General features: G+C 72.1%; 23 protein-coding genes and 3 rRNA genes. 12 read left to right on the top strand and 14 right to left on the bottom strand.

The features are described from left to right. Positions 1–66 precede the first annotated feature (66 nt). The gene (locus tag ACU616_RS09230) at positions 67–228 is read left to right on the top strand and encodes a hypothetical protein (protein ID WP_446758173.1); all 162 of its coding nucleotides are present in this window, start codon (positions 67–69) and stop codon (positions 226–228) included. Positions 229–359: 131 nt separating this feature from the next. Here the strand turns inward: ACU616_RS09230 and ACU616_RS09225 are convergent, their stop codons facing one another. Genes ACU616_RS09225 through ACU616_RS09195 form a run of 7 tightly spaced genes read right to left on the bottom strand, consistent with a single transcriptional unit; the run spans position 360 to position 5879 of the window. Continuing rightward, positions 360–1043 (bottom strand): urease accessory protein UreD, encoded by a 684-nt coding sequence (locus ACU616_RS09225; RefSeq protein ID WP_446758172.1) that lies wholly within the window; start codon positions 1041–1043, stop codon positions 360–362. Then, positions 1040–1714 (bottom strand): urease accessory protein UreG, encoded by a 675-nt coding sequence (gene ureG, locus ACU616_RS09220; protein ID WP_446758171.1) that lies wholly within the window; start codon positions 1712–1714, stop codon positions 1040–1042. Before ureG ends, ACU616_RS09225 begins: the two co-directional genes overlap by 4 nt. A gap of 18 nt (positions 1715–1732) precedes the next feature. Further along, positions 1733–2362 carry an urease accessory protein UreF gene (locus tag ACU616_RS09215; protein ID WP_446758170.1) on the bottom strand — a complete coding sequence of 210 codons (630 nt, stop codon included), beginning with the start codon at positions 2360–2362 and terminating at the stop codon, positions 1733–1735. Continuing rightward, the gene (locus ACU616_RS09210) at positions 2362–4083 is read right to left on the bottom strand and encodes an urease subunit alpha (RefSeq protein ID WP_446758169.1); all 1722 of its coding nucleotides are present in this window, start codon (positions 4081–4083) and stop codon (positions 2362–2364) included. Before ACU616_RS09210 ends, ACU616_RS09215 begins: the two co-directional genes overlap by 1 nt. After that, positions 4083–4394 (bottom strand): urease subunit beta, encoded by a 312-nt coding sequence (locus ACU616_RS09205; RefSeq protein ID WP_446758168.1) that lies wholly within the window; start codon positions 4392–4394, stop codon positions 4083–4085. The genes ACU616_RS09210 and ACU616_RS09205 overlap by 1 nt, the downstream gene beginning before the upstream one ends. Continuing rightward, positions 4391–4693 (bottom strand): urease subunit gamma, encoded by a 303-nt coding sequence (locus tag ACU616_RS09200; RefSeq protein ID WP_091364026.1) that lies wholly within the window; start codon positions 4691–4693, stop codon positions 4391–4393. The genes ACU616_RS09205 and ACU616_RS09200 overlap by 4 nt, the downstream gene beginning before the upstream one ends. A gap of 55 nt (positions 4694–4748) precedes the next feature. Next, positions 4749–5879, bottom strand: coding sequence for an epoxide hydrolase family protein (locus ACU616_RS09195; RefSeq protein ID WP_446758167.1), 1131 nt, complete (start codon positions 5877–5879; stop codon positions 4749–4751). A 108-nt stretch (positions 5880–5987) separates the two neighbouring features. Here ACU616_RS09195 and ACU616_RS09190 point away from each other — a divergent pair, with 108 nt between their 5' ends. From ACU616_RS09190 to ACU616_RS09180, 3 genes are read left to right on the top strand one after another with little or no spacing between them, the layout of a single operon-like run. Next, the gene (locus tag ACU616_RS09190) at positions 5988–6350 is read left to right on the top strand and encodes a GntR family transcriptional regulator (RefSeq protein ID WP_446758166.1); all 363 of its coding nucleotides are present in this window, start codon (positions 5988–5990) and stop codon (positions 6348–6350) included. Beyond that, complete coding sequence (locus tag ACU616_RS09185) at positions 6347–7279, top strand: ABC transporter ATP-binding protein (protein ID WP_446758165.1); 933 nt, start codon at positions 6347–6349, stop codon at positions 7277–7279. The genes ACU616_RS09190 and ACU616_RS09185 overlap by 4 nt, the downstream gene beginning before the upstream one ends. Continuing rightward, complete coding sequence (locus ACU616_RS09180; RefSeq protein ID WP_446758164.1) at positions 7276–7974, top strand: hypothetical protein; 699 nt, start codon at positions 7276–7278, stop codon at positions 7972–7974. Before ACU616_RS09185 ends, ACU616_RS09180 begins: the two co-directional genes overlap by 4 nt. A 165-nt stretch (positions 7975–8139) precedes the next feature. On the opposite strand, the gene rrf is transcribed toward ACU616_RS09180, so the two are convergent. From rrf to ACU616_RS09155, 5 genes are all read right to left on the bottom strand, one after another. Beyond that, positions 8140–8256, bottom strand: a 5S ribosomal RNA gene (rrf, locus tag ACU616_RS09175). 125 nt (positions 8257–8381) lie between these two features. Further along, positions 8382–11523, bottom strand: a 23S ribosomal RNA gene (locus tag ACU616_RS09170). A 530-nt stretch (positions 11524–12053) separates the two neighbouring features. After that, a 16S ribosomal RNA gene (locus ACU616_RS09165) occupies positions 12054–13577 on the bottom strand. The 16S, 23S and 5S rRNA genes sit together here, the layout of an rRNA operon. A gap of 326 nt (positions 13578–13903) precedes the next feature. Next, the gene (locus ACU616_RS09160; RefSeq protein ID WP_446758163.1) at positions 13904–14530 is read right to left on the bottom strand and encodes an alpha-ketoglutarate-dependent dioxygenase AlkB; all 627 of its coding nucleotides are present in this window, start codon (positions 14528–14530) and stop codon (positions 13904–13906) included. A gap of 38 nt (positions 14531–14568) precedes the next feature. After that, the gene (locus tag ACU616_RS09155; protein ID WP_446758162.1) at positions 14569–16836 is read right to left on the bottom strand and encodes a DEAD/DEAH box helicase; all 2268 of its coding nucleotides are present in this window, start codon (positions 16834–16836) and stop codon (positions 14569–14571) included. Positions 16837–16915: 79 nt separating this feature from the next. On the opposite strand from ACU616_RS09155, the gene ACU616_RS09150 reads away from it, so the two are divergent. The 6 genes from ACU616_RS09150 to ACU616_RS09125 all read left to right on the top strand — a co-directional run bounded on the left by ACU616_RS09150 (position 16916) and on the right by ACU616_RS09125 (position 22654). After that, complete coding sequence (locus ACU616_RS09150; RefSeq protein WP_446758161.1) at positions 16916–17734, top strand: PHP domain-containing protein; 819 nt, start codon at positions 16916–16918, stop codon at positions 17732–17734. Between the two features lies 1 nt (position 17735). After that, positions 17736–18257: an N-acetyltransferase family protein gene (locus tag ACU616_RS09145; RefSeq protein ID WP_446758160.1), complete on the top strand. Its 522-nt coding sequence runs from the start codon at positions 17736–17738 to the stop codon at positions 18255–18257. Between the two features lie 611 nt (positions 18258–18868). After that, positions 18869–19261, top strand: coding sequence for an amino acid kinase family protein (locus ACU616_RS09140; protein WP_446758159.1), 393 nt, complete (start codon positions 18869–18871; stop codon positions 19259–19261). 13 nt (positions 19262–19274) lie between these two features. Beyond that, positions 19275–20381: a cyanuric acid amidohydrolase gene (atzD, locus tag ACU616_RS09135; RefSeq protein ID WP_446758158.1), complete on the top strand. Its 1107-nt coding sequence runs from the start codon at positions 19275–19277 to the stop codon at positions 20379–20381. Positions 20382–20747: 366 nt separating this feature from the next. Beyond that, a complete protein-coding gene (locus tag ACU616_RS09130; protein WP_446758157.1) occupies positions 20748–21836 on the top strand; it encodes a PP2C family protein-serine/threonine phosphatase in 1089 nt (362 codons plus the stop codon). Positions 21837–21874: 38 nt separating this feature from the next. After that, on the top strand, positions 21875–22654 hold the full coding sequence (locus tag ACU616_RS09125; protein ID WP_446758156.1) for an SDR family NAD(P)-dependent oxidoreductase: 780 nt from the start codon (positions 21875–21877) through the stop codon (positions 22652–22654). Here ACU616_RS09125 and ACU616_RS09120 read toward each other — a convergent pair. Continuing rightward, entirely contained in the window at positions 22636–23166 is a 531-nt protein-coding gene (locus tag ACU616_RS09120; RefSeq protein WP_446758155.1) for an RNA 2'-phosphotransferase, read from the bottom strand. The two genes, ACU616_RS09125 and ACU616_RS09120, sit on opposite strands and share 19 nt — an antisense overlap. After that, the gene (locus ACU616_RS09115; protein WP_446758154.1) at positions 23163–23771 is read right to left on the bottom strand and encodes a hypothetical protein; all 609 of its coding nucleotides are present in this window, start codon (positions 23769–23771) and stop codon (positions 23163–23165) included. The genes ACU616_RS09120 and ACU616_RS09115 overlap by 4 nt, the downstream gene beginning before the upstream one ends. Positions 23772–23854: 83 nt before the next feature. On the opposite strand from ACU616_RS09115, the gene ACU616_RS09110 reads away from it, so the two are divergent. Continuing rightward, positions 23855–24523, top strand: a complete 669-nt coding sequence (locus ACU616_RS09110; RefSeq protein ID WP_446758153.1) for a 3-oxoacid CoA-transferase subunit A — start codon at positions 23855–23857, stop codon at positions 24521–24523. After that, complete coding sequence (locus ACU616_RS09105) at positions 24520–25179, top strand: 3-oxoacid CoA-transferase subunit B (protein WP_446758152.1); 660 nt, start codon at positions 24520–24522, stop codon at positions 25177–25179. The genes ACU616_RS09110 and ACU616_RS09105 overlap by 4 nt, the downstream gene beginning before the upstream one ends. Positions 25180–25232 lie beyond the last annotated feature (53 nt).

Below are 25232 nucleotides of genomic sequence, written 5' to 3'. Positions count from 1 at the left end.
CGCGGGGATCACCGAGTCACGGGCGGGGTAGGGCTCCCGCGTACCGCGAGAACCCGAGGAGGACCCGTGTCCGAACCGACCGACGACCTGCGCGAGCGCGCCCGCGAGCACGTCCAGCAGTTGCCCGCCGAGACCGCGCTGGGCAACGCCGACCCCGCCGGCGGCGTGACCGACGACCCGAAGGTCCTCGACGAGGCCGCCCGCGAGGAGGGCGAGCAGCAGAGCTGAGCGGAGCACCCCTCTCCCCGCCCTCCGGCCCCTCCAGGGCCCCGCCCCGAGCGGAGCGAGGGGTGGGGACGAGGAGGTCCTCCCACCCTCGGCCCGGACGAGGAGGCTCACGGCGCCTCCTCGCGGGCTGCTCACGCGACCGCCTGCACCGCGCGCACCACGCGGTGCAGCTCGGTGCCCCACGCGGTGGCCACCCAGCCGCCCTCCAGCGGCAGCCGGACGGCGTCCTCGGCGGTCAGCACCCCCGCGGCCTGCCCGACGTGCACGGTGGACGCGTACGCGCGGGGCGCCACCGGCGGCAGCCAGGCCGGCGCGCCCGGGCCGAGGCCGACGGTCGTGTGCAGCAGCGGCTGCCCGCCGACGACCACCCGCGTCGTGCCGGTCCAGCGGCCGGGCTCCTCACCCGTGCGGCCGAGCAGCACCTGCTCGGTGGCGGTGAGGACGGCGCCGGGCTCGAGCGTGGCCGCCACCGAGGCCCGGTGGTGGGCACGGGCGGCCACCACCGTCGGCTCGGGCCGCAGGTCCAGCTCCCCGGCCACCTCCGCGACGACGCGCTGCACGGAGGGCCGGTCGCCGTCCCGGGCGGGCAGCGCGACGGCGGCGGCCACCGAGCGCACCGCCAGCCGGGCGCCCTCCTCGACCACCAGCCGGACCTCCGCGTCGTCACCGCCGAGCGGGCCGAACGCCGTCGCCACCAGGTGCACCGACGCCGGGCCGGTCCGGCGCACGGCCAGCTGACCGCTCGCGCGCACCACCGGCAGCACCGTGCGCCCGCCGGGGCCGCGCCGCGCGACGACCTCGACCCGGGTCCTCACGCCTGCTGCAGCGCGCGGGCGCGCACCTGCGCGCGCACCCACTCGGCCACCTCGGTGGCGGCCGGGTCCTCCCGCAGCGAGACGAGCAGCGTCGGCCTGTCCCCGCGCACCGCCGCCGAGTCGCGCCGCATGACCTCGAGGTCGGCGCCCACCAGCGGCGCGAGGTCGGTCTTGTTCACCACCAGCAGGTCCGACGCGGTCACCCCCGGCCCGCCCTTGCGCGGCACCTTGTCCCCGCCGGCGACGTCGACGACGAACACCTGCACGTCGACCAGCCCGTAGCTGAAGCTCGCCGTCAGGTTGTCCCCACCGGACTCCACGAGCACCAGCTGCAGACCCGGGTGGCGCGCCTCGAGCAGCTCGACGGCGTCGAGGTTGGCGGTGATGTCGTCGCGGATCGCGGTGTGCGGGCAGCAGCCGGTCTGCACCGCCTCGATCCGGTCGTCGGGGAGGACGGCGTGGCGGCGCAGGAAGTCGGCGTCCTCGGTCGTGTAGATGTCGTTGGTGACGACGGCGAGGTCGTACTCGGCGCCCAGCGTGCGGCACAGCGCCGCGGCCAGGGCGGTCTTGCCCGAGCCGACCGGCCCGCCGAGCCCGATGCGCAGGGGCCCGCCGTGCCGGTGCGGGACCTCCGCGTCGACGTAGTCGGTCAGGTTGTGGTCAGGTGGCATGCGCACTCCCGTTGGTGTTCATGACGCGAAGAAGCGGTCCCCTCTCGTGGCGTGCACCTCGGCGAGCAGGTCGAGGAGCGGGTCGGTGTCGGCGGGGAGTCCCTCCCGGACCGCTGCGTCGGCGACGGCGTCGATCTCCCCGGCCAGCCGGGCGGTGACGGCGGCGACGGTGAGCGGGTCCATCGCGAGCAGCCGCTGCGCCGCCGTCGCCGGGCCGCTGACCGAGAGGTAGGCGGCGGCCGCGGCCGCGTCCCGGGGCGTCAGCCCGCCCGCGGCCGCGGCGACGCCGAGCGCGACCGGGTGGTGCGGCACGGCCGGCAGCGCGTCCCAGACCGGCGACGGCCAGGCGCGGCGGCCCACCCGCACCAGCCCGCGCCCCTGCTGCCGGGACGCCGCCCGCAGCGCCGGCGACGGCGTCCGCGCATCGGCCTCCGCGTCGAGGGCACCGAGGTCTCCCCCGCGGCACCCGGCAGCGGCCAGTCCTGCACCGACCCTGCCGGCGGTCTGCAGCCGGCGGAGCAGGAAGGCGGCCAGTGACGACGGCCCGTGCACCAGGCCGGCCGCGACCGCCTGCTCCACCCCGCCGGAGTGCGCGTGCCCACCGGCCGGCAGCCGCGAGTCGGCCAGCGTGAGGAGAGCTGCCGTCATCAGAAGAGGAAGTACCGCTGGGCCATCGGCAGCTCGCGCACCGGCTCGGGCTCCCACACCTCGCCGTCCACCCGCACGGTGAAGGTGTCGGGGTCGACCCGGATCTCCGGCAGCGCGGTGTTCTCCGGCAGGTCGGCCTTGGTCAGCCGCGTGGTGTCGGTGACGGCCACCAGCCGCCGGTCGACGGCGAGCCGGTCGCCCAGCCCGGCCTCCAGCGCCGCGGGCGCCACGAAGTGCAGCGACGTCCGCGCCGGCACCCGGCCGTACGCGCCGAACATGGGCCGCGGCAGCTGCGGTTGCGGCGTGGGGATCGAGGCGTTGGCGTCGCCCATCTGCGCCCAGGCGATGACGCCGCCCTTGAGCACCGCGTGCGGCCGGACGCCGAAGAACCGTGGGTCCCACAGCACCAGGTCGGCGAGCTTGCCGGGCTCGACCGAGCCGACCTCGCCGTCGATCCCGTGCGCCACCGCCGGGCAGATCGTGTACTTGGCGACGTAGCGGCGGGCGCGGGCGTTGTCCGCCGCGCCGTCCCCGGCCAGCGACCCGCGCTTGCGCTTCATGACGTGCGCGGTCTGCCAGGTGCGCAGCACCACCTCGCCCACGCGGCCCATCGCCTGCGCGTCCGAGCCGATCATCGAGATGGCGCCGAGGTCGTGCAGCAGGTCCTCGGCCGCGATGGTCGTCGGCCGGATGCGGCTCTCGGCGAAGGCCAGGTCCTCGGGCACGGAGCTGTCCAGGTGGTGGCAGACCATGAGCATGTCGAGGTGCTCGTCGAGGGTGTTCACCGTGTGCGGCCGGGTCGGGTTCGTGCTGCTCGGCAGCACGTTCGGGTGCCCGGCGACGGTGATGATGTCGGGCGCGTGCCCGCCCCCGGCACCCTCGGTGTGGTACGCGTGGATGCTCCGCCCGGCGATCGCGGCCAGGGTGTCCTCGACGAACCCGGTCTCGTTGAGCGTGTCCGAGTGCAGCGCCACCGGGACGCCGTGGCGCCCGGCCACGGTGAGGCAGGCGTCGATCGCCGCGGGCGTCGATCCCCAGTCCTCGTGCAGCTTGAAGCCGCTCGCCCCGCCGCGGAGCTGCTCCTCCATCGACTCCTGCGAGACGGTGTTGCCCTTCCCCAGCAGCGCCACGTTCACCGGGAGCGGGTCCATCGCCTCGAGCATCCGGGCCAGGTACCAGTCGCCCGGGGTGATGGTCGTGGCCTTCGACCCCTCCGCCGGGCCGGTGCCGCCGCCGATGAGCGTCGTCACGCCCGAGCCCAGCGCCGTCGGGACGATCTGCGGGCAGATGAAGTGCACGTGGCAGTCGATGCCGCCGGCGGTGAGGATGCGGCCGTTGCCGGCCATGACCTCGGTGCCCGGCCCGATCACCAGGTCCGGGTGGAGGCCGTCCATCGTGTCGGGGTTGCCCGCCTTGCCCAGCGCCACGATCCGGCCGTCCCGGACGCCGACGTCGGCCTTGACGACCCCCCAGTGGTCGAGGACGACGGCGCCGGTGATCACGAGGTCGGGGGCGCCCTCGGCGCGGGTGGCCCGGCCCTGCCCCATCGACTCGCGGATCACCTTGCCGCCGCCGAACACCGCCTCCTCGCCGGCCCGGCCGGGACCGCCGCAGCGGTCCTCCTCCACCTCGACGAGCAGGTCGGTGTCGGCCAGCCGGATGCGGTCGCCGGTGGTGGGGCCGTAGAGCTGGGCGTAGCGCTCGCGGCTGAGCTGGACCACTAGGAGAGGCCCCCCTCGGCGGTCAGGCCGGGGACGACGCGCGCCCCGGCCAGCGGCACGAGGGTCACCGTGCGGGTGATGCCGGGTTCGAAGCGGACGGCGGTGCCGGCGGCGACGTCGAGCCGGTGCCCGCGCGCGGCGTCGCGGTCGAAGGCGAGCGCCCGGTTGGTCTGCGCGAAGTGGACGTGCGAGCCCACCTGCACCGGCCGGTCGCCGGTGTTGGTCACCTCGAGCTCGATCCGCGGCGCCCCGGGCAGCGTCTCGATGACGCCGTCGGCCGGGATCACCTCGCCGGGCACGATGCCGGTCACGGGATGGGCTGGTGGACCGTGACCAGCTTCGTCCCGTCCGGGAAGGTCGCCTCCACCTGCACCTCCTCCAGCAGCTCGGGGACGCCGTCCATGACGTCGTCACGGGTGAGGACCGTCCGGCCGGACTGCATGAGCTCGGCCACCAGGACGCCGTCGCGGGCACCCTCCAGCACGTGGTCGGTGACGATCGCCGTCGCCTCCGGGAGGTTCAGCCGGAGCCCGCGCGCCCGCCGGCGACGGGCCAGCTCGGCGGCGTAGGAGAGCAGCAGCCGTTCCTGCTCGTGCGGGGAGAGGTGCACGCGGGTCCTCCGGGGGTGGGGGTCCGGACGCTAACCGGCGGATGTGTCGCGGCCGTTACCGCAGCGGGCGGAAGAACTCCCGGACGTCGGCCACCAGCTCCGCCGGCCGCTCCATCGCCGCGAAGTGGCCGCCGCTGTCGTGCTCGCGCCAGGCGCGCAGGTCGGTGAGCTGCCGCTCCACCCACGCCCGCGGCGGCTGGAAGATCTCGTGCGGGAAGACCGAGACACCGGTGGGCACGTCCACCTGCGGCGCGCGCTCCTCCGGTGCCCGCGCCATCTCCCAGTACATCCGCGCCGACGACGTCGCCGTCCCGGTGAACCAGTACACGGAGACGTCGTCGAGGAGCCGGTCGATGCCGAGGGCGGCCACCGGGTCGCCGTCGCAGTCGGTCCAGGCGTGGAACTTCTCCAGGATCCAGGCGGCCTGGCCGGCGGGGGAGTCGGTGAGCCCGTAGCCGAGGGTCTGCGGGCGGGTGCGGTGCTGGTGGCTGTAGGCCGAGCCGTCGGTCCGGAACACCCGCAGCCGCTCCAGCGCCCGCTGCTCGCGCTCGTCGAACTCCGTCTGCCCCTCGGGCGGGCCGGTCACCACCATGTTGAGGTGCACCCCGACCACCCGGTCGGGGTGCCGGGCACCCAGGTTGGCCGACACGAACGACCCGATGTCCCCGCCCTGCGCGCCGAAGCGCTCGTACCCGAGCCGGCGCATCACCTCCGCCCAGGCGTCGGCGGTCCGCCCCGGCCCCCAGCCGGGGGCGTCGGGCTTCCCGCTCCACCCGTAGCCGGGCAGCGAGGGGACGACGACGGAGAAGGCGTCCCGCGGGTCCTCGGGCTCGGTCAGCGGACCGATGACCTCCAGGAACTCGAGCACCGAGCCGGGCCAGCCGTGGGTCATCACCAGCGGCAGGGCGCCCTCGTGCGGCGAGCGGACGTGCAGCAGGTGCACCGCCACTCCGTCGACCACCGTCGTGACCTGCGGGAAGGCGTTGAGCCGCGCCTGCGCGGCCGCCCAGTCGTGCTCCTCGGCCCAGTACCGGCAGACCTCGCGGAGCCAGTCCACCGGGACGCCCTGGGACCAGTCCCCGACCGTCGCCTCCTCCGGCCACCGCGTGCCGAGCAGCCGGCGGCGGAGGTCCGCGACGGCCTCGGGCGGCACGTCGACGGCGAAGGGGCTGACGGCGTCGTCCACGGCGTCACCGTAGACCCGTTGACGGCGCGGACCAGGCACCTCTACGGTTCATTACATGAGTAGTGAACCCAGAGACCGGGACGGCCCTGGTAGGACCCAGGACTCCTGGTGAACGAGGACGCCGGCCCGATCTTCCGGCAGGTCGCCGCGCAGATCGAGAACGCGATCGTCGACGGCTCCCTCCCCGAGGAGAGCCAGGCGCCCTCGTCCAACGAGCTCAGCGCCTTCCACCGCATCAACCCCGCCACGGCGGCCAAGGGGCTCAACCAGCTGGTGGCCGACGGGGTCCTCTACAAGAGACGAGGAGTCGGGATGTTCGTCGCCACCGGCGCCCGCGAGCAGCTGCTCAAGCGGCGGCGCAGCGAGTTCGCCGACCAGTACGTCCGCCCCCTGATGGCCGAGGCGCAGAAGCTCGGCATCTCCGTCCACGAGCTCGCCACGATGATCGACCGCTGGGAGGACGAGCGATGACCGCCGCCGCCACGCTCACCGACGTCACCGTGCACTTCCGGGAGCACACGGCCCTCGACGGCGTCACCGCCTCGATCGAGCGGGACGGCATCACCGGCCTGCTCGGCCGCAACGGCGCCGGCAAGACGACGCTCCTGCAACTGCTCACCGGCCACCGGGTACCCACCCGCGGCCAGGTGCGGGTGTTCGGTGCCGCACCCTACGAGAACGACGACGTCCTGCGGCGCGTCTGCTTCGTCAAGGAGGGGCAGCGCTACCCCGACCACTTCCGGGTGCGCGACGCCCTCGCGGCGGCGGCCACGCTGTTCCCCGGGTGGGACGAGGACCTGGCCCGCTCGCTGGTCGCCGACTTCGACCTGCCGCCCCGGCGCCCGGTCAAGAAGCTGTCCCGCGGCATGGTGTCGGCGGTCGGCATCACCATCGGGCTGGCCTCGCGGGCACCGGTCACGCTCTTCGACGAGCCCTACCTGGGCCTGGACGCCGTCGCGCGGCAGCTGTTCTACGACCGGCTGCTCGCCGACTACGCCGAGAACCCACGCACCGTCGTCCTCTCCACGCACCTCATCGAGGAGATCAGCGGCCTGCTCGAGCACGTCCTGCTCCTGGACGCCGGCCGGGTCCTGCTGGACGACGACGCCGACGGCCTGCGTGCCACCGCGCTCACGGTCACCGGGCCGGCGGACCCGGTCGCGGCACTGGCCCAGGAGCACGAGCTCCTCTCCACCGACACCCTCGGCGGCTCCAGCCGGGCGATCGTGCGCCTCCGCCGGCCGGTCGACCCGACCGACCTCCCCGTCGGGCTGACGGCGGAACGCACGCCCCTGCAGCAGCTCGTCGTCGCCCTGACCACGCGCTGCGCACCGGCCGCTGCACCGGCGGCCCGCAGCACCGCCACTCGCTCCGACCACCGACAGGAGGCCACCCGATGAACCGTGTCGTGGCTGCAGCGCGCCTGCACCTGATGAACCCGCTGCAGACGATCGGCATCCCGTGGGGGATCGCCCTGCTCAGCTTCGTCATCAACCTGCCGGTCTGGGCCTTCACCGCCGCCTCGGACCAGCCGCACGGTGGCTTCACCGGGGGCGTCGTCTCGCTCTACGTCACGGTGCTGGTCATCTACGTCCAGTCGGTGACCCAGCTGATGCCCTTCGCGATGGGGATGAGCCTGAGCCGGCGCACGTTCTACCTCGGCACCGCGCTCACCGCCGCGGTGACGGCCCTGGCCTACGGCCTCGCGCTCTCGGTCCTGACCGCCGTCGAGGACGCCACCGGTGGGTGGGGTGTCCGGCTGGCCTTCTGGTCCCCCGGACCGTTCGACGTCGACAACGCCGCCCTGCAGGTCGTCGTCTCCGGAGCCCCGATGCTCGCCGCCGCCTTCATCGGCGTCGCCATCGGCGTGGTCATGAAGCGGTGGGGCGCGCCCGGCCTCTGGAGCCTCGCGGTGGCGACGATCGTCCTCCTCGGCGGCCTGGCGATCCTGATCTCCTGGCGGCACGCCTGGGACGACCTCGGGACCTGGGTGCTGGAGCAGTCGATGGTGACGCTGGCGGTCGCCCTCCCGGCGGTCCTGGCGCTGGCGACGGCGGCGTTGTCCTTCGCCGGCCTCCGCCGGGTCGTCCCCTGACCCGTACGACCGTCGCCATGCGCGACTGGGCCCCAGTTCCGTGGCCACGGAACCGGGGCCCGGTCGTGGTCGTGCTGCCGGCGCGCCGCCGGAAGGACGCCACCGATGCCGCGGAATGCAGGAAGGGCCCCCACCTGCTGGTGGAGGCCCTTCCTGGGAATGGTTGTCCGGCGGTGTCCTACTCTCCCACCCCGTCTCCAGGGCAGTACCATCGGCGCTGAGAGGCTTAGCTTCCGGGTTCGGAATGGGACCGGGCGTTTCCCTCTCGCCATGACCGCCGTAACACTGTGAACATACACCAACCCTCCGACCACACCCCCATGCGGCGGGGGTGGGGCGGGTTGGGTGCGTTCAGAACCGCACAGTGGACGCGAAACACACTTTTGTTACTTGACAGGAGGGGTGTTGTGGTCAAGCCCTCGGCCTGTTAGTACCGGTCAGCTCCACACCTTGCGGTGCTTCCACTTCCGGCCTATCAACCCGCTGGTCTGGGCGGGGGCCTTACCCCATTCACTGGGTGAGAGACCTCATCTCGAAGCGAGCTTCCCGCTTAGATGCTTTCAGCGGTTATCCCTGCCGAACGTAGCCAACCAGCAGTGCACCTGGCGGTACAACTGGCACACCAGAGGTTCGTCCGTCCCGGTCCTCTCGTACTAGGGACAGCTCTTCTCAAGTCTCTTACGCGCACGGCGGATAGGGACCGAACTGTCTCACGACGTTCTAAACCCAGCTCGCGTACCGCTTTAATGGGCGAACAGCCCAACCCTTGGGACCTACTCCAGCCCCAGGATGCGACGAGCCGACATCGAGGTGCCAAACCATCCCGTCGATATGGACTCTTGGGGAAGATCAGCCTGTTATCCCCGGGGTACCTTTTATCCGTTGAGCGACACCGCTTCCACCTGCCGGTGCCGGGTCACTAGTCCCAGCTTTCGCTCCTGCTCGACCCGTCGGTCTCACAGTCAAGCTCCCTTGTGCACTTGCACTCGACACCTGATTGCCAACCAGGCTGAGGGAACCTTTGGGCGCCTCCGTTACCCTTTGGGAGGCAACCGCCCCAGTTAAACTACCCACCTGACACTGTTCCTGATCCGGATCACGGACCCAGGTTAGACATCCAATTCGACCAGAGTGGTATTTCAACGGCGACTCCACGAACACTGGCGTGCCCGCTTCACAGTCTCCCACCTATCCTACACAAGCCGAACCGAACACCAATATCAAGCTGTAGTGAAGGTCCCGGGGTCTTTCCGTCCTGCCGCGCGTAACGAGCATCTTTACTCGTAGTGCAATTTCGCCGAGCCTGTGGTTGAGACAGCTGAGAAGTCGTTACGCCATTCGTGCAGGTCGGAACTTACCCGACAAGGAATTTCGCTACCTTAGGATGGTTATAGTTACCACCGCCGTTTACTGGCGCTTGAGTTCTGAGCTTCGCACACCGAAGCGCACTAACCCGTCCCCTTAACGTTCCAGCACCGGGCAGGCGTCAGTCCGTATACATCGTCTTACGACTTCGCACGGACCTGTGTTTTTAGTAAACAGTCGCTTCTCACTGGTCTCTGCGACCGGCAGCCGCTGCCCCGCGCACGGCGGTTCACGGACACCGGTCCCCCTTCTCCCGAAGTTACGGGGGCATTTTGCCGAGTTCCTTAACCACAGTTCGCTCGATCGCCTCGGTATTCTCTACCTGACCACCTGAGTTGGTTTGGGGTACGGGCCGCTCGGAACTCGCTAGAGGCTTTTCTCGACAGCATAGGATCATCGGATTCGCCTCACTCGGCTATGCGTCAGGCCTCACCCTGCATGTGCCACGGATTTGCCTATGACACGGGCCACACCCTTGCACCGGTACTACCACTCACCGGCCCGACTACCTTCCTGCGTCACCCCATCGCTTGCCTACTACCAGTCCGGGTCCCCAGCTACTCCCAGCGACCCGTCCGAAGACGAGCCACCGGTTTCGGTGGGTCAGCATCGCTGGGTCCAGCATGGGCGTTCCTTCGCGGGTACGGGAATATCAACCCGTTGTCCATCGACTACGCCTGTCGGCCTCGCCTTAGGTCCCGACTCACCCTGGGCGGATTAGCCTGGCCCAGGAACCCTTGGTCTTCCGGCGGGGGAGGTTCTCACTCCCCTCTCGCTACTCATGCCTGCATTCTCACTCGCATGGCGTCCACGGCTGGATCCCTCCGCCGCTTCCCCCGCCACACGACGCTCCCCTACCCACCCCCACACCTGGCCGGCCCCACGAAGGGAACCGGCGGGCATACATGGAAGTGCCACGGCTTCGGCGGTGTGCTTGAGCCCCGCTACATTGTCGGCGCGGAACCACTTGACCAGTGAGCTATTACGCACTCTTTCAAGGATGGCTGCTTCTAAGCCAACCTCCTGGTTGTCACTGCGATCCCACATCCTTTTCCACTTAGCACACGCTTAGGGGCCTTAGCCGATGATCTGGGCTGTTTCCCTCTCGACTACGAACCTTATCGCCCGCAGTCTCACTGCCGCGCTCTCACTTACCGGCATTCGGAGTTTGGTTGACGTCAGTAACCTTGTGGGGCCCATCAGCCATCCAGTGCTCTACCTCCGGCAAGAAACACACGACGCTGCACCTAAATGCATTTCGGGGAGAACCAGCTATCACCGAGTTTGATTGGCCTTTCACCCCTACCCACAGCTCATCCCCCAGGTTTTCAACCCTGGTGGGTTCGGTCCTCCACGCGGTCTTACCCGCGCTTCAACCTGGCCATGGGTAGATCACTCGGCTTCGGGTCTAGGACACGCGACTACAACCGCCCTGTTCGGACTCGCTTTCGCTACGGCTACCCCCCACGGGTTAACCTCGCCACGCACCACTAACTCGCAGGCTCATTCTTCAAAAGGCACGCAATCACCGCCCACACACGACGCGCGGATTCACGGCTCTCACGGCTTGTAGGCACACGGTTTCAGGTACTATTTCACTCCCCTCCCGGGGTACTTTTCACCTTTCCCTCACGGTACTCGTCCGCTATCGGTCACCAGGGAGTATTCAGGCTTAGCGGGTGGTCCCGCCAGATTCACACCGAATTCCACGGGCTCGGTGCTACTTGGGATACAGAAACAAGGAGACGACAGGCTTTCACCTACGGGGCTCTCACCCTCTACGGCGACCCCTTCCAGAGGCCTTCGGCTAACCCGACCGCTTTCTCACTCCCCGCCACCCCGGCAGAGGCGACACGACTGTCCCACGACCCCGACGACACAACGCCTGCCGGCTATCACATGCCCTCGGTTTAGCCTCATCCGCTTTCGCTCGCCACTACTCACGGAATCACGGTTGTTTTCTCTTCCTGTGGGTACTGAGATGTTTCACTTCCCCACGTTCCCTCCACACGCCCTATGTGTTCAGGCGCGGGTCACACCACATGACTGGTGCGGGGTTCCCCCATTCGGACACCCTCGGATCAACGCTCGGTTGGCAGCTCCCCGAGGCATATCGCAGCCTCCCACGTCCTTCATCGGCTCCTGGTGCCCAGGCATCCACCGTGTGCCCTCAACATCTTGACCACACACAACCCACCCCCACACACGACCCCTCCCGAAGAAGACAGCCACGCCGGGGGCGGGACACCTACAAGCAAACACCCTGCAAACAAACACTCTGCAACACAGAGATCTGCAACACAGAGATCAAAAGATGCTCACGTCCACTGTGCAGTTCTCAACGACCAACCCGCGCACCCCCCACACGACCCCACCAGCACCGAGAACACTCGGCCGGTCTGAGACCAGGAAGGCCCGGACAGAGACAACAACCCCCCACCGCCGCGGACTCACACCCACGACAGACGGGCCCGCTCCCTCAGGACCCAACAGCGTGCCTACGACCGGATCCACCCCTGTCACCCCGTTCCCCACGCCACCCCGAAGGATGACGCCGTACTAGGAGCAGCAGCAGCTGCCGGCCGAACTGGTCAGCGTTCCACCCTCGAGCACTGTCACGAGCACCCGCGGCCACCCGGTAGTGGGCAACCGTCACGACCCGCGTACAGCTCTGCACCCGACGGACCGTGTCCGCCGAGCGAGGTGCTCCTTAGAAAGGAGGTGATCCAGCCGCACCTTCCGGTACGGCTACCTTGTTACGACTTCGTCCCAATCGCCGATCCCGCCTTCGACGGCTCCCTCCCACAAGGGGTTGGGCCACCGGCTTCGGGCGTTACCGACTTTCGTGACGTGACGGGCGGTGTGTACAAGGCCCGGGAACGTATTCACCGCAGCGTTGCTGATCTGCGATTACTAGCGACTCCAACTTCATGGGGTCGAGTTGCAGACCCCAATCCGAACTGAGACCGGCTTTTTGGGATTCGCTCCACCTCACGGTATCGCAGCCCTTTGTACCGGCCATTGTAGCATGTTTGCAGCCCTAGACATAAGGGGCATGATGATTTGACGTCATCCCCACCTTCCTCCGAGTTGACCCCGGCAGTCTCCCATGAGTCCCCACCATCACGTGCTGGCAACATGGAACGAGGGTTGCGCTCGTTGCGGGACTTAACCCAACATCTCACGACACGAGCTGACGACAACCATGCACCACCTGTGCACGACGCCAAAGGCACCCCGCATCTCTGCGAGATTTCCGCGCATGTCAAGCCTAGGTAAGGTTCTTCGCGTTGCATCGAATTAAGCAACATGCTCCGCCGCTTGTGCGGGCCCCCGTCAATTCCTTTGAGTTTTAGCCTTGCGGCCGTACTCCCCAGGCGGGGCGCTTAATGCGTTAGCTGCGGCACGGAGACCGTGGAATGGCCCCCACACCTAGCGCCCAACGTTTACGGCGTGGACTACCAGGGTATCTAATCCTGTTCGCTCCCCACGCTTTCGCTCCTCAGCGTCAGTTGTTGCCCAGAGACCCGCCTTCGCCACCGGTGTTCCTCCTGATATCTGCGCATTTCACCGCTACACCAGGAATTCCAGTCTCCCCTGCAACACTCGAGTCTGCCCGTATCGACTGCAGGCCCGGAGTTGAGCTCCGGGTTTTCACAGCCGACGCAACAGACCGCCTACGAGCTCTTTACGCCCAATAATTCCGGACAACGCTTGCACCCTACGTATTACCGCGGCTGCTGGCACGTAGTTGGCCGGTGCTTCTTCTGCTCCTACCGTCACTGTTCGCTTCGTCGGAGCTGAAAGAGGTTTACAACCCGAAGGCCGTCATCCCCCACGCGGCGTCGCTGCGTCAGGCTTCCGCCCATTGCGCAATATTCCCCACTGCTGCCTCCCGTAGGAGTCTGGGCCGTGTCTCAGTCCCAGTGTGGCCGGTCACCCTCTCAGGCCGGCTACCCGTCGTCGCCTTGGTAGGCCACTACCCCACCAACAAGCTGATAGGCCGCGGGCCCATCCCCAGCCGGAAACCCTTTCCACCACCAGACCATGCGGCCAGCAGAGGACATCCGGTATTAGCCCCAATTTCTTGGAGTTATCCCAGAGCCGGGGGCAGGTTGCCCACGTGTTACTCACCCGTTCGCCACTCATCCCCACCCGAAGATGGTTCAGCGTTCGACTTGCATGTGTTAAGCACGCCGCCAGCGTTCGTCCTGAGCCAGGATCAAACTCTCCGTAGATGCTTGACACCAGGCCGAGAACCGAGACCTGACAGATCTCGATCAATCAACCAAAGGAATCCCACCCAGACCACACAAGGCCCAGGACGGGGTTACTACTTGGCACTGACTTTCGGCACGCTGTTGAGTTCTCAAGGAGCGGACGCGCTCGTACCCCGGCCTTTCGGCCTTCGTTCGAGGCGGTGTCCTCACTGTACACCCGCTCCGCAGCAGTCGGGCCTCGAGGACCCTCCCGGCGGTTGACCAGGCTGGCGGCCCGGTCCGTTCTCGCGAGGTGCAGGAACGACCATACACGCCCTCGGAGGGGTCGTGCACGGGGGTCCGTGTCACCTCACGCGACGCCGGCGGGGCGGAACTGGACGCTCACCCGCGCGCCGACCGGCTGCGCCGTCTTGGGGATGCAGTGCTCCCAGGTCCGCTGGCAGGAGCCGCCCATGACGACCAGGTCGCCGTGCCCCAATGGGAAGCGCAGCGTCGCCGCCACCGACCGGCCGGAGCAGCAGCGGTCGCGGGGATCCGAAGGAGACGATGGCGACCATGGTGTCCTGGGTCCGGCTGCGACCCAGGCGGTCGCCGTGCCACGCCACGCTGTCCCGGCCGTCCCGGTAGAGGCACATCCCGGCGGTGACGAAGGGCTCGCCGAGCTCGGGCGCGTAGTGGGCGTCGAGTGCGGCGCGGGCCTCGGTGAGGAGCGGGTGGGGCAGCACCTCGCCGCGTCCGTACCAGCGCAGCAGGCGGGGGACGGCCACCTCCCGGTCGTACATCTGCCGACGGTCGGCCCGCCAGCCGATGTCACCGAGGAGCACCTCGAGGACCTCGTCGGACCCCGCGACCCAGCCGGGCAGGTGGTCGACCCACGCGCCACGGCCGAGCCGGTGACGGGTCGCCGCCAGCGGCGTGAGCGTGGCCTCCTCGGCGACGTCGAACATCGACGGCTGGTGGGCGAGCGACATGGCGGCAGACTACGCGGGGTCGAACAGGTGTACGAGTCCTACGCCGTCAGTGCGAGCGCGAAGGGCAGGACGCGGGAGGCGCCGGCCAGCCGCAACTCCCGGCCGGCCACGGTCATCGTCCAGCGGGAGTCGGCGAGGTCGTCGACCAGCAGCACCGGGACGGAGCCGAGCTCGTCGAGGCGCGCCCGCAGCTCCGGGCCGACGACGATCCGCTGCCACACGCCCGCCAGCCGGAAGGCGCTGTTGCCGCCGGGGCCGCCGGTCGGCCCGCCGTGCGCGAGCGACAGCTCGCCCAGGTAGGGCAGCCGGCCCAGCCGCGCCAGCCCCTGCGCCACGCCGGTCACCAGCCGGGGACGGCGCCGCGACGGCACCGCGACCACGGCGGCCGGTCGCTCGGCCCAGTCCCAGGCCCCGAGCACCCGCCCGCAGGCGCGCAGCAGGTCCTCCTCCGGCGGGACGTCGCGGCCCCGCTGCAGGGGCCCACGGCGAGCCTGCGAGTCGTGGGGGGCAGCGGGGTCCTTGCTGTCGAAGGCGGCGTCCGGGTCCTCCTCGATGCCGGGCGCCTCCAGGTCGAGGGTGACCGTGCCGCCGACGCCGTCGTCGCCGAGCAGGGTGCGCAGCCGCTGGCCCCAGCCGAGGTCGGTGAGCCGGGCGACGGCGCGGCCGGGGTCGAGCTGCTCGGCGGGCGCGATCTTCCCCTTGACCGAGACACCGAGGCGGTCGGCGCCGGTGGGCCACTGGGCGCGGGGCGCGAGCTCCACGCCGGGGCGGTCGAGGGCGGCGGAGGCGGCCTCAGCGGCACCCGCGGGGACCTCGGTCGGGTACCAGGGGCCGGCGCAGACGTCGCAACGGCCGCACGGCGCGGCGGTCGGGTCGTCGAGCGCCTCCTGGAGGAACGCCATGCGGCAGCGCGCCTCGTCGACCGGTCGCGCGTACTCGACCATCGCCCGCTGCTCGGCCTCGCGGGTCCGGGCGACGCGGGCGTAGCGGTCGGCGTCGTAGACCCACGGCCGCCCGGTGGACCGCCAGCCGCCCTGCACCCGCTCCACCGCGCCGTCGACGGCGAGCACCTTGAGCAGCAGCTCCAGCCGGGAGCGGCGGACGTCGGCCACCGTCTCCAGCCGGGCCACCGACCACGCCCTCCCGTCGGCCATCGCGGAGAGGACGGCGGCCGCGTGGTCCTCCCGCGGCATCGAGGAGGTGGCGAACCACTGCCAGATGGCGAGGTCCTCCGGGCCGGGGAGCAGCAGCACGTCGGCGTGCTCGACGGCGCGGCCGGCGCGGCCCACCTGCTGGTAGTAGCTGACCGGCGAGGACGGCGCCCCCAGGTGGACGACGAAGCCGAGGTCGGGCTTGTCGAAGCCCATGCCCAGCGCCGAGGTGGCCACCAGGGCCTTGACCCGGTTCTCCCGCAGCGCCTCCTCGGCGTCCTTGCGGTCGGCGTCGTCGAGGCGGCCGGTGTAGGCGCGCACCTCGTGCCCGGCGTCGCGCAGCAGCGCCGCCGTCTCCTCGGCCGCGGAGACGGTGAGCGTGTAGACGATGCCGCTGCCCGGCAGGTCGCCGAGGTGGGCGGCCAGCCAGGCCAGCCGCGCGCGGTCGGTGGGCAGGCGGAGGACGCCCAGGCGCAGGGAGTCGCGCGCCAGCGGCCCGCGGACGGTGGTCACCTCGACGCCACCGGCCCCCAGCTGCTCGGCGACGTCGGCGACCACGCGCTCGTTGGCGGTGGCCGTCGTCGCCAGGACCGGGGTGCCGGCCGGGAGGGTGCCCAGCAGATCGCGGATGCGGCGGTAGTCGGGGCGGAAGTCGTGGCCCCAGTCGGAGACGCAGTGCGCCTCGTCGACGACGAGCAGCCCGCAGCGGGCGACCAGCCCGGGCAGCTGCTCCTCGCGGAAGCGCGGGTTGGTCAGCCGCTCGGGCGAGACGAGCAGGACGTCGACGTCGTCGGCGGCCAGCCGCGCGGCGACGTCGTCCCACTCGGTGGCGTTGGCGCTGGAGATCTCCACCGCGCGGATGCCGGCGCGGGCGGCGGCGGCCACCTGGTCGCGCATGAGCGCCAGCAGCGGGCTGACCAGCAGCGTGGGGCCGGCGCCCCGCCGGCGCAGCAGCGCGGTGGAGACGAAGTAGACCGCCGACTTGCCCCACCCGGTGCGCTGCACGACCAGCGCGCGCTCGGAGCGCTCGACCAGCGCGGCGACGGCGGCGTCCTGGCCCTCGCGGAACCCCGCGTCGGGCCGGCCGGTCAGCTCGCGCAGGACGGCGAGCGCCTCGACGGTCACGGGCGCGGACGGCGGCGCGGCGGTGCTCATGGGTCCCGACAGTAGGTGCGGCCGCCGACAGCCGGGTCCGTCCGAGCGGGAGCCGGGGACGACGGGCAGACTGGGGACGATGCGGCCGCCGGACAACCACGTGCACACCGGGTGGTCGTGGGACACCCCCAGCTCGGTGACGATGGCCCGCGCGTGCGAGCGGGCCGTCGCCCAGGGGCTGCCGGCGATCGCCTTCACCGAGCACCTCGACTTCACCGTCTGGGGGCCCGACGACCGGGCGACGACGCTGGGCCTGGTCGACCGGCACGCCTCCCGCCACCAGCCGATCGACACCGAGGGGTACTGGGCCGAGCTCGCCGAGGTGCGGGAGCGCTTCCCCGAGCTGCGCATCTGGTCGGGCGTGGAGGCCGGCGAGCCGCACCTGTTCTCCGCCAGCGTCGCCGCGCACCTGCGCGACGCCCCGGTGGACCGGGTCCTCGGCTCGCTGCACTCGCTGTACGAGGACGGCCGGCTCTACGGCGTCGGGCAGCTGCTCTACACCGACGCCGACGGCACGATGCGCCGCTACCTGGCCGAGGTCGTCGACATGGTGGAGAGCAGCGACGTCTTCCAGGTGCTCGCACACGTGGACTTCCCGCGGCGGTACTGGCCCGGCGGCTCGCACCGGTACGTGGAGAAGGACTACGAGGAGGAGTACCGGGCGGTGTTCCGCGCGCTGGCCGGGACCGGCCGGGCCCTCGAGGTGAACACCAGCAGCCCGCTGGCCTCGGCCGACCAGGTGCGCTGGTTCCGCGAGGAGGGCGGCGAGGCGGTCAGCTTCGGCAGCGACGCCCACCAGTCGGCCGCGGTGGGCCAGCGCTTCGACCTCGCCGTCGACGTCGTGGAGGCGGCCGGCTTCCGGCCCGGGCGGGACCGCTTCGACTTCTGGCTCCGCTGACGTGGCGGCGACCGTCCGCGACGCCACGGCCGACGACGCCGGGGCCTGCGCGGCGGTCTACGCGCCCTACGTCACCGGCACCGCGGTCAGCTTCGAGGCCGAGCCGCCTCCGCCCGCGGAGATGGCCCGCCGGATCACCGTCGCGCAGCAGTCGCACGCCTGGCTGGTGCTCGAGGAGGGCGGTGGCGTCGTCGGCTACGCCTACGGCGGCCCGTTCCGGACGCGGACGGCATGGCAGTGGACGTGCGAGGTGAGCGTGTACCTGGAGGCCGGACGGCGGCGCGGCGGCGGCGGGCGAGCGCTGTACGAGGCGCTGCTGGCGCGCCTGGCCGACCGCGGGTACCGGGTGGCGGTCGCCGGGGTGACGCTGCCCAACCCGGCCAGCGAGGCGTTCCACCGCGCCCTGGGGTTCGAGCCGGTCGGGATCTTCCGGGGGGTGGGCTGGAAGGACGGCCGCTGGCACGACGTCGCGTTCGCCCAGCGGCCGCTCGGGAACGACGGCCCACCCGGCCCGCTGCGCTGATCCCGCCGGGTACTTCAGCGCTGAGAGATCTCCTGCTACGGTGCGCCGGGTGACCTCCCGCCGCGCCGTGATCGCCCTGGGCGGCAACGCGATGACCGGCCCCGACGGGTCGGCCACGCCCGGCGCCCAACGTGCGGCCCTCGCCGTCGCCGCCGGTCACGTCGCCGAGGTCGTCGTCGCGGGGGTCGAGGTCGTGCTCACCCACGGCAACGGGCCGCAGGTGGGCAACCTGCTGGTCAAGAACGAGCTCGCCGCGCACGTCGTGCCGCCGGTGCCGTTGGACTGGAACGTCGCCCAGACGCAGGCGACCATCGGCTTCACCCTCGCCGACGAGCTCGACGCCGCCCTGGCCGCCCGGGGGCTGGCGCAGCGCACGGCCGCCCTGGTGACCCGCACCCTCGTCGACGCCGGCGACCCCGGGTTCGCCACCCCGTCCAAGCCGGTGGGTCGCTTCCTCCCGCGCGAGCAGGCCGAACGGTTCGTCTCCCTCGGGCAGGTCTGGGAGGACCGCGGCCCGCGGGGCTGGCGGCGGGTCGTCGCCTCCCCGGAACCGCTGTCGGTGGTCGACTCCCCCGCGATCCACGCCCCTCGCCTCGGCCGGCTTCGTCGTCGTGTGCGCCGGTGGCGGCGGCATCCCGGTGTCCGACGACGGCTGCGACGGCAACGCCCTGCGCGGTGTCGAGGCCGTCGTCGACAAGGACCTCACCGCCGCCGTCCTGGCGCGCGACCTGGACGCCGACACCCTGGTGATCGCCACCGACGTCCCGAACGTGATGGTGGACTTCGGAACGGCCTCCCAGCGCCCGCTCGGCCGCGTCACGGTGGCGGAGCTCCGCGCGCACGCCCACGACGGCCAGTTCGCCCGCGGCAGCATGGGCCCGAAGGTCGACGCCGTCCTCCGCTTCGTCGAGGGAGGCGGCTCGCGCGCCGTCGTCACCTCGCTGGAGAACATCGCCGAGGCCGTCACCGGTGACGCCGTCGGCACCGTGCTCACCGCCCGATAGGAAGAAGGAACACGTGCCCGCACCGATCGAGGTCCGCAAGGTCCCGCTGCACAACGTCAGCGACGCCTCCGAGCTGGTGAAGCTCGTCGACGACGGCGTCATCGAGGCCGACCGGGTCGTCGCCGTCATCGGCAAGACCGAGGGCAACGGCGGGGTCAACGACTACACGCGGATCATCGCCGACCGCGCCTTCCGCGAGGTGCTGCTGGAGAAGGGCACGCGCAGCAAGGAGGAGGTCGGGGAGATCCCGATCGTGTGGTCGGGCGGGACCGACGGCGTGATCAGCCCGCACGCGACGGTCTTCGCGACGCTGCCCGAGGACGCCGTCGAGAAGACCGACGAGCCGCGGCTGACGGTGGGCTACGCGATGAGCGAGGTGCTGCTGCCCGAGGACATCGGCCGCCTGGCGATGGTGGAGAAGGTCGCCGCGGGGGTGCGCCGGGCGATGGCGGCCGCCGGGATCACCGACCCCGCCGACGTCCACTACGTGCAGACCAAGACGCCGCTGCTGACCATCGAGACCATCCGCGACGCCAAGGCCCGCGGCAAGGACACCTACTACGACGAGCCGCACGGCTCGATGGACCTGTCCAACGGGACGACGGCGCTGGGCATCGCGGTCGCGCTGGGCGAGATCGAGATGCCGCGCCAGGAGCAGGTCATGCGCGACCTGTCCCTGTTCAGCGCCGTCGCCTCGTGCTCGTCGGGCGTGGAGCTCGACCGGGCGCAGATCGTCGTCGTCGGCAACGCGCGCGGGCACGGCGGGGTCTACCGGATCGGCCACTCGGTGATGCGCGACGCGCTGGACCAGGACGGCATCTGGAACGCCATCCGCGACGCCGGCCTCGAGCTGCCCGAGCGGCCGCACCCCTCCGACCTCGGCGACCGGCTGGTCAACGTCTTCCTCAAGTGCGAGGCCGACCCGACCGGCTACGTGCGTGGCCGGCGCAACGCGATGCTCGACGACTCCGACGTCTTCTGGCACCGGCAGATCAAGGCGACCGTCGGCGGGGTGGCGGCCTCGGTGACCGGCGACCCGGCGGTGTTCGTGTCGGTGGCCGCGGTGCACCAGGGCCCGTCGGGTGGCGGCCCGGTCGCGGCGATCATCCGGGCCCAGTAGCCGCGGGCCGTCGGCCGAGTGCGCAGTTGCGGTCGGCGACACGCGCCGACACGCCGTCCCCGGCGGCCGCGACTGCTCACTGGGAAGAGGCGCCCCGCCGACCTGCGGTCAGGTCTCGAACTGGACGCGGGCGATCTGCGCGCGGTACGGGTCGAACAGCTCCCGGCGGATGCGGTCGTGCTCCTCGTCGAGGTCGTGGACGCGGTAGGCCTCGGCGTCGGCCCAGTCGTCGGACGGCGCCGTGCCGACGGCACGCCCGGGTGACCGCGTAGCCCTGCGATCCGGGGGTCGGTCGCGGACCCTGGGGTCGGCACGCCCGCACCGGCCGGGCGGCGGCGAGCGGGGGCTGCGGCGGTGGACAGGGCGGTGGACAGGTCGATCCGGGCGCACGTGCTGCCCGCGGGCCTGCTGGTCCTCGTCGTCGTGCTCGACGTCGTCGTGGGCCGCGGCCAGGTGCTGCTGGGCCTCGTGGCCATCGCGCCGCTGGTGGCCGCCAGCCTCACCGGCCGGCGGGCGACCGCCACCTACGGCGCGGTGGCACTGCTGACCGCGGCGCTGCTCGGCGTCTACGACGAGCAGTACACCGCCGCGGCCGTCCCCGCACAGACCGTCCGGCTGGCCGCGGTGGCCGTGGCCGGCCTGCTGGCCGAGGCCGCGTGCGCGCTGCGGGTGCGCCGGGAGGCCGAGCTGGCCCGCACGAGCGCCCAGGCCGCGACGGCCCGCGGGGCCCTCGAGGCCGCCACGGCGCTGCAGCGGCACCTGCTCGGCCCACCGCCGCAGGTGCCGCACTCGCAGACCGTCGCGCGCTACCTCCCGGCGGTCCGCGGGGCGCGGATCGGCGGCGACTGGTACGACGCCTTCCCCGCGGCCGGCGGCGCGACGGCGCTGGTCATCGGGGACGTCGCCGGCCACGACGCCCGGGCCGCGGCCGCGATGGCCGAGGTCCGCGGCATGCTGCGGGCAGTCGCCGTCTCCACCTCCTCGCCGGCCCAGGTGCTCGACGCGCTGGACCGGGCGATGGCGCACCTCGCCGGGCCCACCCTGGTCACCGCGGTCGTGGCCGTCCTCACCCCCGCCGGGGACGGCGCGGACCTGTGCTGGTCGAACGCCGGCCACCCTCCGCCGGCGCTGGTCGGCCGGGACGGGACGGTCCGCCTGCTCGAGCGCACCCCCGAGCGGCTGCTGGGGGTCGAGCCCGGCGTCCGCCGCACCGACGCGACGCTGCGGCTGCGGCCCGGCGACACGCTGCTGCTCTACACCGACGGCCTCGTCGAGCGGCGGGACCGGTCGCTGGACGAGGGCAGCACGTGGCTGGTCGAGGAGCTGCGCCGGCGGGCACCGGCGCCGCTGGACGAGCTGTGCGACGGGCTGCTCGCCGAGCTGTCCGGCACCGGGCACGACGACGTCGCGGTGCTCGCCGTCCGCCTGCCCGGCACGGCGACCGGGGCCCGCTGAGCGCTGCCGGCGCCGCCGGGCCGGTGTTGCATGGCGGCATGGGCGAGGACGGGGCACGGGCCGACGGCGTCCGGGTGCTGGTGACCGGCGGCACGAGCGGACTGGGCGCGGCGATGGCCGCGGCCCTCCTCGACGCCGGGGCGCGGGTGGCGGTGACCGGCCGGGACGGCGACCGGGCACGGGCGGCGGCCGAGCGGCTGGGCCCGGGCGCGGCGGGGATCGGGATGGACGTCCGCGACGAGGGCTCGGTCGCGCGCGGGGTGGAGGAGACGTTCGGCGTCCTCGGCGGGCTCGACGTCCTGGTCAACAACGCCGGGATCGGGATGCGCACGGTCAACCCGCGGTTCCTGTCCGACCCCCAGCCGTTCTGGGCCGTCTCCCCCGACGGGTTCCGCGACCTGGTGGCGACCGACCTGACCGGCTACTTCCTCGTGGCACGCGAGGTGGTGCCCCGGCTGCTCGCCGCCGGCGGCGGCCGCGTCGTGAACGTCTCGATGAACCACTCGACGATGAACCGGAGGGGGTTCGTGCCCTACGGGCCGGCCCGGGCCGGGGCGGAGGCGCTGTCGCGGATCATGGCCGCCGACCTCACCGGCAGCCCGGTCACGGTGAACGTCCTGCTGCCGGGCGGGGCGACGGCGACCGGGATGATCCCCGACGACCTGCCCGCCGAGCACCGCGCGGCGCTGCTCCCGCCCGAGGTGGTGGCCGCGCCGATCCGCTGGCTGTGCTCCCCCGCCGCGGCCGGCGTGCACGACCAGCGGATCGTCGCGACGCAGTTCGCCGACTGGCTGGCCGGTCAGGTCCGGCGCAGGTAGCGCGGCGGGACGGCGTCGACCAGCCACACCCCGTTCGCCGAGCGGGTGAAGACGGCGCCGTCGCGCGCCATGCCCGCGGCGTCCACCCGGAGGACGACCGGCCGGCCCCGCCGCGCGCCCACCCGGCGGGCCGTCTCGGCGTCCGGGCTCAGGTGCACCGCGTGCCGGCGCCCCGGCCGCAGCCCCTCGGCCTCGATCGCCGGCAGGACCCGCTCGACCGTGCCGTGGAAGAGGACCGCCGGCGGGTCCTGCGCGGCGTACCCGAGGTCGACGGCGACGCTGTGCCCCTGGCTGGCCCGGATGCGGGTGCCGGTGTCGTCGAAGGCGAAGCGCCGCTTGTCGTTGCCCGCGACGACGCGGTCGAGCTGCTCCCGCGTCCAGCCCAGCGCGGCCAGCAGGGCCGCGACGTCGGCCCAGCCGGCCGCGTCGAGGGCGAGCCCGACGCTGCCGGGCGCGTGGCGCAGCACGTAGGACAGCCGCTTGCTCCGGCGGACGACGTCGTCGTCCCTCACGCGCCGCGGAACCAGGACCCCGGCGGCAGGTCGAGCGGCGGCGGGGGCTCCTCGCCCCACGGTGCCGGCGGGGTCCACGGCCACAGTTCGACGACGCCCGCGGCGGCCGCCCGGATCGCCGTCCCGTCCAGCCGCGTCGCCGTCTCCTCGATGCCGAGCTCCGGGCAGCGGACGACGACGGTCAGCGGGCCGTGGGGTGGCAGCGGGGACAGCCACCACTCCTGGTCGGCGGTGCGGTCCCCGGCCGACCCCGACCCGGGCTGCCAGACCAGGTCGGGGTCGTTGCCCGGCAGGCCCTCGCCGGCGACCCGGCGGCCGTCGGCCAGCTCCACCCCGATCAGCAGTCCGGCCTGCCCGGGCCCGAAGACGAGCTCCGACAGGCCGCGCGCGGACGCCGGGGCCTCGCGCACCCGGACGGCCAGGGTCATCGCGACGCCGGTGGAGTAGACCTGCAGCCCGGTCAGGGCGACCGCGGCGTCACCGGTGCGCGCGAGCAGGGCGTTGACCGGCAGCGCCACCGGGAGCTCGTTCTCCGGCGCCCCCATCCGCCGGAGGTGTTCCTCGTCGGGACCGTCCTCCCCGCCCACCGCGGTCGTCGTCCACACGGGGCGGCAGCCTGACGGGCGGACCGTTCCCGCGCCACCGGGTTAGCGTGCGGGGCACGGCAACGGCAGCTCGGAGGGTGCGGGTGATCGACAAGCGGGTCGCGTCGCTGGTCGACGCGGTCGCGGGCATCGAGGACGGCGCCACCGTGCTCGTCGGCGGGTTCGGCGCCTCCGGCGTCCCGGTGGAGCTGGTGCACGCGCTGCTCGACCAGGGCACCACCGACCTCACCGTCGTCACGAACAACGCCGGGTCCGGCGAGACCGACGTCGCGGCGCTGCTGCGCGAGCGGCGGGTGCGGAAGATCGTGTGCTCGTACCCGCGCTCGGCCGGGTCGGTCTGGTTCGAGGAGCGCTGGCGGGCCGGTGAGGTGGAGCTGGAGCTGGTGCCGCAGGGCACGCTCAGCGAGCGGATGCGGGCCGCGGCGGCCGGCCTGGGCGGGTTCTTCACGCCCACCGGCGCCGACAGCCTGCTGGCCGAGGGCAAGGAGGTGCGGGTGATCGGCGGACGGCGGCACGTGTTCGAGGAGCCCCTGCCCGGTGACGTGGCGTTCGTCAAGGCCGCCCGCGCCGACCGCTGGGGCAACCTGGTCTACCGGACGGCGGCGCGGAACTTCGGCCCGACGATGGCCGCGGCCGCCGCGCTCACCGTCGTCCAGGTCGACGAGTTCGTGGAACTCGGGGAGCTGGACCCGGAGGCGATCGTGACGCCGGGGATCTTCGTCGACCGCGTCGTCCGGGTGGCGGCGGCGTGAGGCTGGACGCGCGGGACGTCGCCCGGCGGATCGCCCGCGACATCCCCGACGGCGCCTACGTCAACCTCGGCATCGGCCTGCCGACGCTGGTGGCCGACTGCGTCGGCGCTGACAAGGAGGTCGTCTACCACTCGGAGAACGGCATCCTCGGGATGGGCCCGGCCCCCGCACCCGGCCGGGAGGACCCCGAGCTGATCAACGCCGGCAAGCAGCCGGTGACCCTGCTGCCCGGCGGGGCGTTCTTCCACCACACCGACGCGTTCCTGATGATGCGCGGCGGGCACGTCGACGTCACCGTGCTCGGCGCCTTCCAGGTGTCGGAGACCGGCGACCTGGCCAACTGGGCCACCGACGACGCCAGCCACCCGCCGGCGGTCGGCGGCGCGATGGACCTCGCGGTCGGCGCGAAGCGGGTGCTGGTGCTGACGACGCACACCACGCGGTCCGGTCAGCCGAAGCTGCTGCCGCGCTGCACCTACCCGCTGACGGCGGCCGGCGTGGTCGACCGCGTCTACACCGACCTCGCCGTCCTCGACGTCACGCCCGGGGGCTTCTGCGTGCGGGAGATGGTCGCCGGGCTGACCCGGGAGGACCTGCAGGGCGCCACCGCCGCACAGCTGACCTTCGCCGACGACCTGGGCGTGCTGGAGCCCTGAGCCTCCCCGCGAGATCTGCACAGTGGTGGCGATCAGCGCCCCGATGACCACCA

Source organism: Geodermatophilus sp. URMC 62, from assembly GCF_052931475.1.
Note: the sequence above shows the minus strand (reverse complement) of the source record. Positions and strands in the feature narration are given on the sequence as shown.